Origin of the sequence: Burkholderia sp. BCC0419, from assembly GCF_902830285.1 — a bacterium.
Taxonomy (GTDB): domain Bacteria; phylum Pseudomonadota; class Gammaproteobacteria; order Burkholderiales; family Burkholderiaceae; genus Burkholderia.
In genome coordinates, this window is record NZ_CADESR010000004.1 from 32338 (window position 1) to 45124 (window position 12787).

Consider the following 12787-nt stretch of genomic DNA (forward strand, 5'->3'; position numbering starts at 1 on the left):
GCGGCCGCAGCCGGGAAGGGCGGCGCGCCGCTCAGCGGCGCACGCGCGGCGTGAGCACGCTCGGCAATGCCTTCGGCAGCGTATGCGGCCAGTCGCGGCTATAGTGCAGCCCGCGGCTTTCGCGGCGCGAGTGCGCGCTCTTCACGATCAGCGTGGCCACGTCGACGAGGTTGCGCAGTTCGAGCAGATCGCGCGTCACGCGGAAATTCGCGTAGTACTCGTGGATCTCGTCGCGCAGCAGCGACAGCCGGTGCTTCGCGCGCTCGAGGCGCTTGTCGGTGCGCACGATGCCGACGTAGTTCCACATCAGGCGGCGCAGTTCGTCCCAGTTGTGTGCCACGACGACTTCCTCGTCCGCATCCGACACGCGGCTTTCGTCCCACGCGGGCAGTGCGGTGGGCGTCTGGGCCTCGAAGCCGGCCGCTTCGATCGCCTCGGCCGCCGCGCGGCCGATCACGAGACATTCGAGCAGCGAGTTGCTCGCGAGCCGGTTCGCGCCGTGCAGCCCCGTGTACGACGTTTCGCCGACCGCGTACAGGCCCGCGAGATCGGTGCGCCCCGCGAGATCGGTGACGACGCCGCCGCACGTATAGTGCGCGGCCGGCACGACGGGGATTGGCTGTTTCGCGATGTCGATGCCGAATTCGAGGCAGCGCGCATGGATCGTCGGGAAATGTTCGCGCAGGAACGCTTCCGGCTGATGGCTGATGTCGAGATACACGCAGTCGATCCCGCGCTTCTTGATCTCGAAGTCGATCGCGCGCGCGACGATGTCGCGCGGCGCGAGTTCCGCGCGAGGATCGTGCGCGGGCATGAAGCGCGTGCCGTCGGGCAGCTTCAGCAGGCCGCCTTCGCCGCGCACGGCTTCCGAAATCAGGAACGACTTCGCGTACGGATGGAACAGGCAGGTCGGGTGGAACTGGATGAATTCCATGTTCGACACGCGGCAGCCCGCCCGCCACGCCATCGCGATGCCGTCGCCGGTCGCGGTGTCGGGGTTCGTCGTGTACAGGTAGACCTTGCCGGCGCCGCCGGTGGCGAGCACCGTATGCGGCGCCTCGATCGTGATCGTGCGGTCGTTGTCGACGTCGAGCGCATACAGGCCGTGACAGCGACGGCCGGGCAGGCCGAGCCGGTCCGACGTGATCAGGTCGATCGCATGGTGGTTTTCGAAGAACGTGATGTTCGGATGCTGGCGCGCGCGCTCCGACAGCGTCGCGAGCACCGCATGGCCGGTCGCATCGGCCGCGTGGATGATGCGGCGGTGACTGTGGCCGCCTTCGCGCGTCAGGTGAAAGCCGAGTTCGGCCGCGTCGTCCTTCGTGAACGGCACGCCTTGCGAGATCAGCCATTCGATTGCTTCGCGGCCGTGCTCGACGATGTAGCGCGTCGCGCCTTCGTCGCACAGGCCGCCACCGGCGACCAGCGTGTCGTCGACGTGGTTCTCGATGCTGTCCGCCGAGTCGAGGACGGCCGCGATGCCGCCCTGCGCGTTATCGCTCGCCCCCTCCATCATCGAACGTTTCGCGATCAGCGCGACACGTCGCGTGCTGGCCAGGTTGAGTGCGACCGACAGCCCTGCCAGGCCGCTGCCGACGATCGCCACGTCGAATTTCATGCTGCATCTCCATCGTTACGCTTTTAGTCTGGTGCGTTCCGTCGGTCGTGGCCGCGGAAAGAGGAGAGCATACCGCGTCGGGCTCGCGCGTGCGCGCCAAAACGAAAAGCCCCGCATGTGCGGGGCTTTTCGGTCGCCGTCAGGCTGCAGAAACCAGGGGATTACTTGATCTTGGTTTCTTTGTATTCCACATGCTTGCGGACGACGGGATCGAACTTCTTGATCGCCATCTTTTCCGGCATGTTGCGCTTGTTCTTCGTGGTCGTGTAGAAGTGACCCGTACCAGCGGTCGACTCGAGCTTGATCTTGTCGCGGGCGCCTTTTGCCATGATTGTGCTCCTTGGGCTTAGGCTTCGCCGCGTGCGCGCAGGTCAGCGAGCACGGAATCGATGCCGTTCTTGTCGATCAGGCGCAGGCCGGCGTTCGAGACGCGCAGGCGCACCCAGCGGTTTTCGCTCTCTACCCAGAACCGGCGGTTTTGCAGGTTCGGCAGGAAGCGACGCTTGGTCTTGTTGTTGGCGTGGGAAACGTTGTTGCCGCTCATCGGCGCTTTCCCAGTTACTTGGCATACGCGTGCCATGAGAGCACTCCTAATACGCTAAATTCGGGGTTCGATCGCCGGTGAAGGTTCCATCGCACCGCCACGTGATCCATGGCTGCACTCAGAACGCCGTAGCCCTTACAGACAAGGCCCTTCGATGGCTAGAACTGGTTGGAAAAAATACAGACGGCGATTCTAGCAGAAAAAGTTCAGAAAAATCAAACCTAATTTCACTTCGCCGTTGCGGCGCCCGGGATGGGCCGCCGCGCCACAGTCTACAGCCAACCAGCCCGCGCGAACGAGAAAGTATCGCTGACGCCGACGACGACGTGATCGAGCAGCCGCACGTCGACGAGTTCGAGCGCGTCTTTCAGCACGCGGGTCAGGCGGCGGTCTTCCGCGCTCGGCTGCACCGCGCCCGACGGATGGTTGTGCGCGACGATCAGCGCCGCGGCGTTCTGCTTCATCGCGCGGCGCACGATCTCGCGCGGATAGACGGCCATGCGCGTGAGCGAGCCGCGCGCGATTTCCTCCATGTCGATCAGGCGGTTGCGCGCGTCCAGATAGACCGCGATGAACACTTCGTACTGGCGCGTGCCGATCTTCAGTCGCAGGCAATCCTCGACCGCGCCGGGCGAGTCGATCTGCATCCGTTCTTCCACTTTCTCCACCAGCATGCGCCGCGCGATCTCGGTGACCGCGACGAGCCGCGCGGAGCGTGCGGGGCCGATGCCGGGGTGCGCCTCGAAATCGTCGGTGGTCGCCTCGAGCAGCCCGTGCAACGTGCCGAACTGCTCGACCAGTCCGCGGGCGGTGACGAATACATCGTGACCGGGCTTGCCGGTGCCGAGCAGCAGCGCGATCAGCTCGTCGTCGGTCAGCGCGGCCGGCCCGCGCTCCAGCAGCCGCTCGCGCGGCCGCTCGGGCCGCCAGTCGCCCGGGCGGCGCCTGCGCCGGTTGATCGGGATGACGCGGGCGGGCGGATCGGCCGGCGCGTCGGCGGTGTCGCGGCATTCGGCCGACGGCAGGATGAGGCAGGGTGACGGCATGGTCGGAACTCCATTGGCGGCGGGCGGTGTGCGCAACGTCGTCGCACTTTCCGCCTTGCACGCTCAGGTGACTTACAATATTGGCTTTGCGCCGGGCCATTCGGCCGTATCGGGCGCCGACTGAACGAGTAATTCATGAGCCTCATCGATCTATCCGAAGTGAAGCCCGGTTCCCACGTCACGTTGCATTACCGGCTGGCACTGGCCGACGGCGCCGACATCGTCAACACCTTCTCGGACAAGCCGGCCACGCTGTTGCTGGGCGCGGGGCAACTGGCGCCGTCGCTGGAACAGATTCTGCTCGGGCTCAGGGTCGGCGACCACTCGACTTTTCAGCTAGCCCCCGATCAGGGGTTCGGTCCCCGCAATCCCGACATGCTCCAGCGCGTGACGCTGTCGACGCTGCGCGAGAACGGGATGGTCGGCGACGATTTCACGCCGGGCGAACTCATCGAGTTCAATGCACCGGATGGCGGCCGCTACGCGGGGGTGCTGAAGGAAGTCAGCGAGACCTCGGCGCTGTTCGACTTCAATCATCCGCTCGCGGGCCAGGCGCTCACGTTCGAAGTGAAAATCATCGGAATCCTGTAATTATGAGTACCACCGATACGCTGTCCGGGCAGACCGTCGCCGCCGACGCCGAAATCCTGCTGGCCCAGCCGCGCGGTTTCTGCGCGGGCGTCGACCGCGCGATCGAGATCGTCGAGCGCGCCATCGCGATGCACGGTGCGCCGATCTACGTGCGTCACGAAATCGTCCACAACAAGTACGTGGTCGAGGATCTGAAGAAGAAGGGCGCGATCTTCGTCGAGGAACTCGAGGAAGTGCCGGCCGGCAACACCGTGATCTTCAGTGCGCACGGCGTGTCGAAAGCCGTGCGTGACGAGGCCGACGTGCGCGGGCTGCGCATTTACGACGCAACCTGCCCGCTCGTCACGAAGGTGCACGTCGAAGTGGCGAAGATGCGCCAGGACGGCGTCGACATCGTCATGATCGGGCACAAGGGCCATCCCGAAGTCGAAGGCACGATGGGCCAGGTCGAGCGCGGCATGCACCTCGTCGAAAGCGTCGAGGACGTGCAGAAGCTCGAGCTCGCCGATCCCGAGCGCATCGCGCTCGTCACGCAGACGACGCTGTCCGTCGACGACGCGGCCGAGATCATCGGCGCGCTGAAGGCGAAGTATCCGAAGATCCGCGAACCGAAGAAGCAGGACATCTGCTATGCGACGCAGAACCGCCAGGACGCGGTGAAGTTCATGGCGCCGCAATGCGATGTCGTGATCGTGGTCGGGAGTCCGAACAGCTCGAACTCGAGCCGGCTGCGTGAAGTGGCCGAAAAGCGCGGCGTGGCCGCGTACATGGTCGATGCGCCGGACCAGATCGATCCGGCGTGGGTCGCCGGCAAGCGCCGCATCGGCGTGACGGCCGGCGCGTCGGCGCCCGAGGTGCTCGCCCAGGCCGTGATCGCGCGGCTGCGCGAACTCGGCGTGCGCAACGTCCGCGCACTCGACGGCATCGAGGAAAACGTGTCGTTTCCGCTGCCGCGCGGGTTGAACCTGCCGCCCGCCGCCTGATTGCCGCATCGCACCCGCGGAACACCGAAGCGCGCCGCCCGGCGCGCTTTTTTTCGTGCGTCGAAATTGCAATCGCAACCATTATTCCCAATCATGGTGCAACCCGGTTGCTCCCGGTGCGTCCGGTCTTGTCTCAAAATTGGTTGCAATGCAGGAAAACCCCATCGAATCAGGAATATTGGCGTCCTATAAATGGAGTTACAATGCGCCCGTTTTCAAGCCGGAATGGCTTTGAAATCGGATTTTGGCAAGGCGCGGGAGACCATTCAATGCATGTGAAGTTGGCTTACGCCGTGTCCGTCGCCGCACCGGTTGCAATGCTTGCCGGCTGCAGAAAAAAGAGCGACGACGGGGCGGGCAGGGAGGCTGGGGTGTTCGCAGCACCATCGGCCAGCGGCGTGTGCGTCGCCGGACGCGGACGTGCGGCGCCATCGGCGCGCCGTATCGCGCAACTGGGCAGGGACAAGGAACACGGGGCACGTTTGACGATCGAGGAAATCAACGCGCTTGGCCCGACGACCGGGCCGGCAGCGGGCATGCAGGCTGCGTCGCGGCAAGCCGCCGGTCGACGGATGCCGGACGATCGCGGCGTTGCCGGCAGCGTGCCGAGGCCACTGCCCCCCCTTCAATTCGATTCGACGAAACAGCGTGCCGCCGCGACCACCCGTGTCGTGGCGCGCAGCCTGATTCGTACGATGGATTCCGATGCAGTCCTGACGAAAGTCGGGCGCGGCTGCCGCAACGCCTTGCCGGGCGACGCGGCGCGGAATCCGATCCGTCCGGGCACGATGCTTGCTTGGTACTGGACGGGCCAACGCACGGATGCCGGGAAACCGGACGACGGCCGTCTCGGCATGCTGCCCCACGACTTCAAGGAGGCCACGAACACCGTCCTCGATGTCGTGACGATTTAGCGACGGGACTCATGACGGCACCGAAACAGTGCGGTGCCGTTCTTGTATCCGCTCCGGCGGCAGGTCCGGCCGTACAGGCCGGGCGGCGCGCGCCGGGACGATCCACCCTTACCGGTATCGACTAGTACCCGCAGTGTCGCCGAGAAGGCGCGATTCCTCGCTTACCCGCGGGGCGCAACGTCCTCCGGCAGCATGGGCCAAGGAGCTTTAAATGGATATTTTCGTCCAGCAGGTTCTCAACGGGCTGGTGCTCGGCAGTGTGTACGCCATCATCGCGTTGGGATACACGATGGTGTACGGCATTCTCGGCATCATCAACTTCGCGCACGGCGACGTGCTGATGATCGGCGCGATGGTCGCGCTGTCGGCCATCACCGTGCTGCAGAACCACTTTCCCGGACTCGGCAACGTCGCGACGCTGACGATCGGCCTGGGCATCGCCGCGGTCGTCTGTGCGTTCGTCGGCTTCACGATCGAACGGGTCGCGTACCGGCCGCTGCGCCGCGCGCCGCGCCTCGCGCCGCTGATCACCGCGATCGGCGTGTCGATCCTGCTGCAGACGGCTGCGATGATCATCTGGTCGCGCAACCCGCTGCCGTTCCCGCAATTGCTGCCGACCGACCCGATCAACGTGATCAAGGCCACCGACACGACGCCCGGCGCCGTGATCTCGGTCACTGAAATCGTGATCATCGCGGTCGCGTTCCTCGTGATGGCCGGCCTGCTGCTGCTCGTGCACAAGACCAAGCTCGGCCGCGCGATGCGCGCGATCGCCGAAAGCCCGAATACGGCAAGCCTGATGGGCGTGAACCCGAACTTCGTGATCTCCGCGACGTTCATGATCGGCTCCGCGCTCGCCGCGCTGGCCGGCGTGATGATCGCGTCCGAATACGGCAACGTGCACTTCTACATGGGCTTCATCCCCGGCATGAAGGCGTTCACCGCGGCGGTGCTCGGCGGGATCGGCAACCTCGGCGGCGCGATGGTCGGCGGCGTGCTGCTCGGCCTGATCGAGCAGCTCGGGGCCGGCTACATCGGCAACCTCACGGGCGGCGTATTCGGCAGTAACTACCAGGACGTGTTCGCCTTCGTCGTGCTGATCATCGTGCTGGTGTTCCGTCCGTCGGGCCTGCTGGGCGAACGGGTCGCGGATCGCGCGTAACGGAAGGGGAGCAAACAACATGACATCCATTCAACCGATCGAATCGTCGACGTCGCTCGTCGAAGAGCGCAACACCGCCAAGACCGTCGTCATCGGCCTCCTCACCGCGGTCCTCGTGATCGCCGCGCCGATCGTGATCGGCTCGGCCGGCGGCAACTACTGGGTCCGCGTGCTCGACTTCGCGATGCTGTACGTGATGCTCGCGCTGGGCCTGAACGTGGTGGTCGGCTTCGCCGGCCTGCTCGACCTCGGCTACATCGCGTTCTACGCGGTGGGCGCATACACGGCGGCGCTCCTGAGCTCGCCGCACCTGACCTCGCAGTTCGAGTGGATCGCGGCGCTCGCGCCGAACGGGCTGCACATCCCGTTCCTGCTGATCGTGCCAATCGCGATGGCGCTGGCGGCGACCTTCGGGATCCTGCTCGGCGCGCCGACGCTGCGCCTGCGCGGCGACTACCTGGCGATCGTCACGCTCGGCTTCGGTGAAATCGTCCGGATCTTCATGAACAACCTCGACCGTCCGGTGAACATCACCAACGGCCCGAAGGGGATCACGGGCATCGATCCGGTGCACGTCGGCGGCTTCAACCTGTCGCAGACGCACTCGCTGTTCGGCTTCCAGCTGCCGTCGGTGTACATGTACTACTACCTGTTCGTGCTCTGCTCGCTGCTGGTGATCTGGGTGTGTACGCGTCTGCAGCACTCGCGTATCGGCCGCGCGTGGGCAGCGATCCGCGAAGACGAGATCGCGGCGAAGGCGATGGGCATCAACACCCGTAACGTGAAGCTGCTCGCGTTCGCGATGGGCGCGTCGTTCGGCGGCCTGTCGGGCTCGATGTTCGGCGCGTTCCAGGGCTTCGTGTCGCCCGAATCGTTCACGTTCTGGGAATCGATCGTCGTGCTCGCCTGCGTGGTGCTCGGCGGCATGGGCCACATCCCGGGCGTGATCCTGGGTGCGGTGCTGCTCGCGATCTTCCCGGAATTCCTGCGCTCGACGATGAGCCCGCTGCAGCATGCGCTGTTCGGTCATGACATCGTCGATACGGAAGTGATCCGTCAGGCGCTGTACGGCCTCGCGATGGTGATCATCATGCTGTACCGCTCGGAAGGCCTGTGGCCCGCGCCGAAGCATGAGGACAAGATCGCGAAACTGGCGAAGCGCAACAGCAAGAAGCCGGTGCGCGCTTAACCTACGGACAAGGGGATACACACATGAGCGACAAGCAAATCCGACTGTCCGTGCAGGGCGTGAACAAGCGCTTCGGCGGGCTGCAGGCACTGTCCGACGTCGGCCTGCAGATCCGCGAAGGCGAGATCTATGGTCTGATCGGCCCGAACGGCGCCGGCAAGACGACGTTCTTCAACGTGATCACGGGCCTCTACACGCCGGACTCCGGCGACTTCAAGCTGGACGGCACGAACTACACGCCGACGGCCGTGCACCAGGTGGCCAAGGCCGGCATCGCGCGCACGTTCCAGAACATCCGCCTGTTCGGCGGCATGACGGCGCTCGAGAACGTGATGGTGGGCCGCCACGTGCGCACCAAGCACGGGCTCCTCGGTGCGGTGTTCCAGACGCCGGCCGAGCGCAAGGAAGAGCGCGAGATCAAGGAACGCGCGATCGAGCTGCTCGAATACGTCGGCGTGCTGCAGTACGCCGACTACACGTCGCGCAACCTGTCGTACGGTCACCAGCGTCGTCTGGAAATCGCACGGGCCCTGGCGACCGACCCGAAGCTGCTCGCGCTCGACGAGCCGGCCGCCGGGATGAACGCGACCGAGAAGGTCGAACTCACGCGCCTGCTCGACAAGATCCGCTCGGACGGCCGCACGATCCTGCTGATCGAGCACGACGTGAAGCTCGTGATGGGGCTGTGCAACCGGATGACGGTGCTCGATTACGGCAAGGTAATCGCCGAGGGTCTGCCGCAGGACGTGCAGAAGAATCCGAAGGTGATTGAGGCATATCTCGGCGCAGGGGTGCACTGATGGCAGCGGCAATGTTGAAAATCAAGGGCTTGCAGGTCAACTACGGCGGCATCCAGGCCGTCAAGGGCGTTGACATGGAAGTCCGTCAGGGCGAGCTCGTGACGCTGATCGGCGCGAACGGCGCCGGCAAGACCACGACGATGAAGGCGATCACCGGCCTGAAACCGTACTCGGCGGGCGACATCGAGTACGACGGCAAGTCGATCAAGGGCGTGCCGTCGCACGAACTGCTCAAGCGCGGCCTCGCGATGGTGCCGGAAGGCCGCGGGATCTTCGCGCGGATGTCGATCATCGAGAACATGCAGATGGGCGCGTACCTGCGCAACGACAACGAGCAGATCAAGAAGGACGTCGACCGGATGTTCGGCTTCTTCCCGCGCCTGAAGGAACGGGCGACGCAGCTCGCGGGCACGCTGTCGGGCGGCGAGCAGCAGATGCTGGCGATGTCGCGCGCGATCCTGTCGAAGCCGAAGCTGCTGCTGCTCGACGAGCCGTCGATGGGCCTGTCGCCGATCATGGTCGAGAAGATCTTCGAAGTGGTGCGCGAGATCTCGAAGGAGGGCATCACGGTGCTGCTGGTCGAGCAGAACGCACGCCTCGCGCTGCAGGCGGCCGACCGCGCCTACGTGATGGATTCGGGCACGGTCACGATGGAAGGCGACGCGAAGCAGATGCTCGACGATCCGAAGGTGCGCGCCGCGTATCTGGGCGAGTAAGCGATCGAATGAACGGGCCCGGTTGCGCATGTCGCACCCGGGCTTTCGAAAAGCCGTCACGGGCGACCGTGACGGCTTTTTTTCGTAGTGTGCGATTCGCGTCGAACTATGCGCGCCAAGGCGACTCCATTCGACTGTTGCACCGCGCATGCGCTGCCGGGCGCGGGGCCGATCACGCGCTGAGCCGCGCCGCTGCCGGCGGCCGTGTTACGCGGCGGGCAGCGTCTTGCCGAACGAGATGCGTTCCTCGACGCGATAGCCGAGCGCCGCGTAGAAGCGGCACGCGTCGTCGTTGCCGGGCAGCACCTGCAGGTTGATCTTCAGGCAGCCGCGCGCGGCGAGCGCGCGTTCCGCATGCGCAATCAGCGCGCGGCCGACGCCGAGCCGGCGTGCGTCGTTCGCGACGCCGAACGAGTAGAGCCAGCCGCGATGTCCGTCGAAACCGGCCATCAGCGTGCCGACGACGCGCGCCCCGCTGGTCGCGACGAAGAACAGTTCCGGCTGCGTCGCGAGCTTCAGCTCGATCGATCGCAGCGGATCGCGGTGCGGCGGCGCACCGGCTTCGTCGTACTGCGGGAACGCGTCGCGCCAGACCGCGAGCACCGCATCGGTATCGGCGCGTTCGAACGGGCGGATCGCGACAGCATCGGCGGCGGCATCCATCGCGGCGGTCTCCTTACAGCGTGTCGAGGATCGACCGCAGCATCGCCATCATCTGGTCGATCTCTTCGGTCGTCACGTTCAGCGCGGGCATGAAGCGCAGCAGGTTCGGCCGTGCGGCGTTCAGCAGCAGGCCGTCGGGCTGCATGTCGCGCGCCTTCTCGACGATCTGCGGGCCGATGTCCTTGCCGAGCAGCAGCGCGCGCAGCAGGCCTTCGCCGCGTTCGCCCTCGAAGCCGCGTTCCTCCGACAGCTCGAGCAGCTTGCGCTTCAGATACTCGCTGCGCGCACGCACCCCTTCGAGGAAGCCGGGCGCGACGAGCTGCGAGATCACCGAATAGCCGACCGCCGTCATCAGCGGGTTGCCGTTGTACGTGCCGCCCTGGTCGCCGGCCTCGAACACCGCGACATCGGCTTTCGACAGCAGCGCGCCGAGCGGTGCGCCGCCGCCGATGCCCTTCGCGAGCGTCATGACGTCCGGCTCGATGCCGGACAGCTCGTACGCGAACAGCGTGCCCGCGCGGCCGCAGCCGCTCTGCACTTCGTCGACGATCAGCAGCAGGTTGTGCTGCTTCGTCAGCGCGCGCAGCGCCTGCATGAATTCGCGCGTGGCCGGGATCACGCCGCCTTCGCCCTGGATCGGTTCGAGCATCACGGCGACGGTCTTGTCGGTGATCAGCTTCTCGACCGACTCGATGTTGTTCAGCTCGGCCTTCGGGAAGCCCGGCACCTGCGGTGCGTAGATCGTGTCCCAGCCCGGCTTGCCGCTGGCCGACATCGTCGCGAGCGTGCGGCCGTGGAAGCTGTGGTCGAACGTGATGATCTCGTACGCGCCGTTCTTGAACTTGCGGCCCCACTTGCGCGCGAGCTTGATCGCGCCTTCGTTCGCCTCCGCGCCGCTGTTCGTGAAGAACACCTTGTCGAACACGCTGTGCTGCGTGAGCAGGCCCGCGAGCTTCGCCATCGGCTCGTTGTAGAACGCCGGCGACGGGTTCAGCAGCTTTTCGGCCTGGCTCTTCAGCGCTTCGACGATGCCGTCGTTGCAGTGGCCGAGGCTGTTGACGGCCCAACCCTGGATGAAGTCGAGATAGCGCTTGCCCGTGTGATCGTAGAGCCACGAACCCTTGCCGTGCGTAAACACGATGTCGGGGCGGTTCGTGATGTACATCAGCGAGTCGATCGGATAATCGTTCAGGGGCATGGCAGCAGACTCCAGCGGGCGTTGAAAGGGAAACGGGCAATAAAAAAGCCACGGAAGGCCGTGGCTGGTGGGTCGAACAGCTTGTGCGTAACCGGTGAAGCGGAGGAGGGTTACGCGCGAGTCCGTGACGAGCCGGCGGCATCCGGGCGGAGCGGCGAGCGGCGACGTCGGAGAGCGGACAGGAAGCGGTTCATGTGCGCAAGCATAAGGCATCCCGCGCCCCACTGTAAACCGCCGCGATGCCACGGATGTGACACGGGCGGCGCGCAGCGGGGACGCGGGCGCGCCCGGTGCTCAGACCGGATGCGCGAGATCGGCGGCGCTCGTGAACGAGTCCGCGTAGAACTCGTCGGCCGGCAGCGCGTGATGCTGCGTGAAGTCGCGCTGCGCGGATTCGACCATCACCGGCGCGCCGCACGCGTACACCTGGTGGCCGGACAGATCGGGCAGGTCCTCGATCACCGCGCGGTGGACGAAGCCGGTGCGGCCCGTCCACTGGTCGGCGTCGTCCGGCTCGGAGAGCACCGGCACGTACGTGAAGTTCGGGATCTCGCGCGCCCACTGCTCGGCGAGCTCGCCGAGGTAGATGTCCTTCTTGCGGCGCGCGCCCCAGTAGAGCGTCATCGGGCGCGTGATGCCCGAGTGCTTCACATGCTCGATGATCGCCTTGATCGGCGCGAAGCCGGTGCCCGACGCGAGCAGCACGATCGGCTTGTCCGAATCCTCGCGCAGGAAGAACGTGCCGAGCGGGCCTTCGAAGCGCAGGATGTCGCGCTCCTTCATCGCACCGAACACGTGATCGGTGAACTTGCCGCCCGGCATGTGGCGGATGTGCAGCTCGATCGGGCCTTCCTCGTGCGGCGCGTTCGCCATCGAGTAGCTGCGGCGCGAGCCGTCCTTCAGGATGAATTCGACGTACTGGCCCGCGAGGTACTGCAGGCGTTCGTTGGCGGGCAACTGCAGCTTCACGACCATCACGTCGTCCGCCTTGCGTTCGAGCGCGGCGATCCGGCACGGCAGCTTCTTGACCTGCACGCCGTCGACGCCGGCGATCTCGCGCACGTCGATCTCGAGATCGCATTGCGCCTTCGAGCAGCACAGCAGCGCGAGGCCGCGCGTGCGTTCGTCGTTGGACAACGCCGACGCGGCATGCGGGCCCTGTTCGATCTGGCCCGACACGATCTGGCCCTTGCAGGAGCCGCACGCGCCGTTCTTGCAGCCGTACGGCAGATGGACGTTCTGGCGCAGCGCCGCCGCCAGCACGGTTTCGTCCGACTCGACCTGGAATTGCCGGCCGCTTTGCTTGAGAGTGACGTTGAATGCCATAGAACCAAACTAGAACAAAATGGGGGGACCGTGCATG

14 protein-coding genes are annotated in these 12787 nt (G+C 65.6%); 7 read left to right on the top strand and 7 right to left on the bottom strand.

Annotated elements, in window-relative coordinates:
• Nucleotides 1-31: 31 nt before the first annotated feature.
• The 4 genes from nadB to radC form a co-directional block, all read right to left on the bottom strand.
• Nucleotides 32-1618, bottom strand: coding sequence for an L-aspartate oxidase (nadB, locus tag HWW87_RS22025; protein ID WP_174432493.1), 1587 nt, complete (start codon nucleotides 1616-1618; stop codon nucleotides 32-34).
• Nucleotides 1619-1779: 161 nt separating this feature from the next.
• Nucleotides 1780-1947 (bottom strand): 50S ribosomal protein L33, encoded by a 168-nt coding sequence (rpmG, locus tag HWW87_RS22030; RefSeq protein ID WP_006478046.1) that lies wholly within the window; start codon nucleotides 1945-1947, stop codon nucleotides 1780-1782.
• A 17-nt stretch (nucleotides 1948-1964) separates the two neighbouring features.
• Nucleotides 1965-2198 carry a 50S ribosomal protein L28 gene (gene rpmB, locus HWW87_RS22035; protein WP_004186391.1) on the bottom strand — a complete coding sequence of 78 codons (234 nt, stop codon included), beginning with the start codon at nucleotides 2196-2198 and terminating at the stop codon, nucleotides 1965-1967.
• A 236-nt stretch (nucleotides 2199-2434) separates the two neighbouring features.
• Nucleotides 2435-3208: a DNA repair protein RadC gene (gene radC, locus HWW87_RS22040; protein WP_175822142.1), complete on the bottom strand. Its 774-nt coding sequence runs from the start codon at nucleotides 3206-3208 to the stop codon at nucleotides 2435-2437.
• Nucleotides 3209-3343: 135 nt separating this feature from the next.
• Here radC and HWW87_RS22045 point away from each other — a divergent pair, with 135 nt between their 5' ends.
• From HWW87_RS22045 to HWW87_RS22075, 7 genes are all read left to right on the top strand, one after another.
• Nucleotides 3344-3799 (top strand): peptidylprolyl isomerase, encoded by a 456-nt coding sequence (locus HWW87_RS22045; RefSeq protein WP_006488950.1) that lies wholly within the window; start codon nucleotides 3344-3346, stop codon nucleotides 3797-3799.
• Nucleotides 3800-3801: 2 nt separating this feature from the next.
• A complete protein-coding gene (ispH, locus tag HWW87_RS22050; protein WP_006488968.1) occupies nucleotides 3802-4782 on the top strand; it encodes a 4-hydroxy-3-methylbut-2-enyl diphosphate reductase in 981 nt (326 codons plus the stop codon).
• 269 nt (nucleotides 4783-5051) lie between these two features.
• On the top strand, nucleotides 5052-5696 hold the full coding sequence (locus HWW87_RS22055; protein ID WP_244107320.1) for an amino acid-binding protein: 645 nt from the start codon (nucleotides 5052-5054) through the stop codon (nucleotides 5694-5696).
• Between the two features lie 211 nt (nucleotides 5697-5907).
• Nucleotides 5908-6858: a branched-chain amino acid ABC transporter permease gene (locus HWW87_RS22060; RefSeq protein ID WP_174391173.1), complete on the top strand. Its 951-nt coding sequence runs from the start codon at nucleotides 5908-5910 to the stop codon at nucleotides 6856-6858.
• A gap of 19 nt (nucleotides 6859-6877) precedes the next feature.
• Entirely contained in the window at nucleotides 6878-8047 is a 1170-nt protein-coding gene (locus tag HWW87_RS22065) for an ABC transporter ATP-binding protein (protein ID WP_126362938.1), read from the top strand.
• A gap of 23 nt (nucleotides 8048-8070) precedes the next feature.
• A complete protein-coding gene (locus HWW87_RS22070) occupies nucleotides 8071-8847 on the top strand; it encodes an ABC transporter ATP-binding protein (RefSeq protein WP_174391175.1) in 777 nt (258 codons plus the stop codon).
• Nucleotides 8847-9563 (top strand): ABC transporter ATP-binding protein, encoded by a 717-nt coding sequence (locus tag HWW87_RS22075; protein WP_174432496.1) that lies wholly within the window; start codon nucleotides 8847-8849, stop codon nucleotides 9561-9563. The genes HWW87_RS22070 and HWW87_RS22075 overlap by 1 nt, the downstream gene beginning before the upstream one ends.
• 207 nt (nucleotides 9564-9770) lie before the next feature.
• Here HWW87_RS22075 and HWW87_RS22080 read toward each other — a convergent pair whose 3' ends face one another.
• The 3 genes from HWW87_RS22080 to HWW87_RS22090 all read right to left on the bottom strand — a co-directional run bounded on the left by HWW87_RS22080 (nucleotide 9771) and on the right by HWW87_RS22090 (nucleotide 12750).
• Nucleotides 9771-10226 (bottom strand): GNAT family acetyltransferase, encoded by a 456-nt coding sequence (locus tag HWW87_RS22080; RefSeq protein ID WP_059576818.1) that lies wholly within the window; start codon nucleotides 10224-10226, stop codon nucleotides 9771-9773.
• 13 nt (nucleotides 10227-10239) lie between these two features.
• A complete protein-coding gene (locus tag HWW87_RS22085) occupies nucleotides 10240-11424 on the bottom strand; it encodes an acetylornithine transaminase (RefSeq protein ID WP_175822144.1) in 1185 nt (394 codons plus the stop codon).
• Between the two features lie 294 nt (nucleotides 11425-11718).
• A complete protein-coding gene (locus tag HWW87_RS22090; protein WP_175822145.1) occupies nucleotides 11719-12750 on the bottom strand; it encodes a CDP-6-deoxy-delta-3,4-glucoseen reductase in 1032 nt (343 codons plus the stop codon).
• Between the last annotated feature and the right edge of the window lie 37 nt (nucleotides 12751-12787).

What these genes read in the sequence shown, in the direction of transcription:
- ispH (WP_006488968.1), top strand. Translation starts at nt 3,802, where the DNA reads ATGAGTACCACCGATACGCTGTCCGGGCAGACCGTCGCCGCCGACGCC.
- HWW87_RS22085 (WP_175822144.1), bottom strand. Translation starts at nt 11,424, where the DNA reads ATGCCCCTGAACGATTATCCGATCGACTCGCTGATGTACATCACGAAC.
- HWW87_RS22055 (WP_244107320.1), top strand. Translation starts at nt 5,052, where the DNA reads ATGCATGTGAAGTTGGCTTACGCCGTGTCCGTCGCCGCACCGGTTGCA.
- radC (WP_175822142.1), bottom strand. Translation starts at nt 3,208, where the DNA reads ATGCCGTCACCCTGCCTCATCCTGCCGTCGGCCGAATGCCGCGACACC.
- HWW87_RS22080 (WP_059576818.1), bottom strand. Translation starts at nt 10,226, where the DNA reads ATGGATGCCGCCGCCGATGCTGTCGCGATCCGCCCGTTCGAACGCGCC.
- rpmG (WP_006478046.1), bottom strand. Translation starts at nt 1,947, where the DNA reads ATGGCAAAAGGCGCCCGCGACAAGATCAAGCTCGAGTCGACCGCTGGT.
- HWW87_RS22045 (WP_006488950.1), top strand. Translation starts at nt 3,344, where the DNA reads ATGAGCCTCATCGATCTATCCGAAGTGAAGCCCGGTTCCCACGTCACG.
- HWW87_RS22060 (WP_174391173.1), top strand. Translation starts at nt 5,908, where the DNA reads ATGGATATTTTCGTCCAGCAGGTTCTCAACGGGCTGGTGCTCGGCAGT.
- rpmB (WP_004186391.1), bottom strand. Translation starts at nt 2,198, where the DNA reads ATGGCACGCGTATGCCAAGTAACTGGGAAAGCGCCGATGAGCGGCAAC.
- HWW87_RS22090 (WP_175822145.1), bottom strand. Translation starts at nt 12,750, where the DNA reads ATGGCATTCAACGTCACTCTCAAGCAAAGCGGCCGGCAATTCCAGGTC.
- HWW87_RS22065 (WP_126362938.1), top strand. Translation starts at nt 6,878, where the DNA reads ATGACATCCATTCAACCGATCGAATCGTCGACGTCGCTCGTCGAAGAG.
- HWW87_RS22075 (WP_174432496.1), top strand. Translation starts at nt 8,847, where the DNA reads ATGGCAGCGGCAATGTTGAAAATCAAGGGCTTGCAGGTCAACTACGGC.
- HWW87_RS22070 (WP_174391175.1), top strand. Translation starts at nt 8,071, where the DNA reads ATGAGCGACAAGCAAATCCGACTGTCCGTGCAGGGCGTGAACAAGCGC.
- nadB (WP_174432493.1), bottom strand. Translation starts at nt 1,618, where the DNA reads ATGAAATTCGACGTGGCGATCGTCGGCAGCGGCCTGGCAGGGCTGTCG.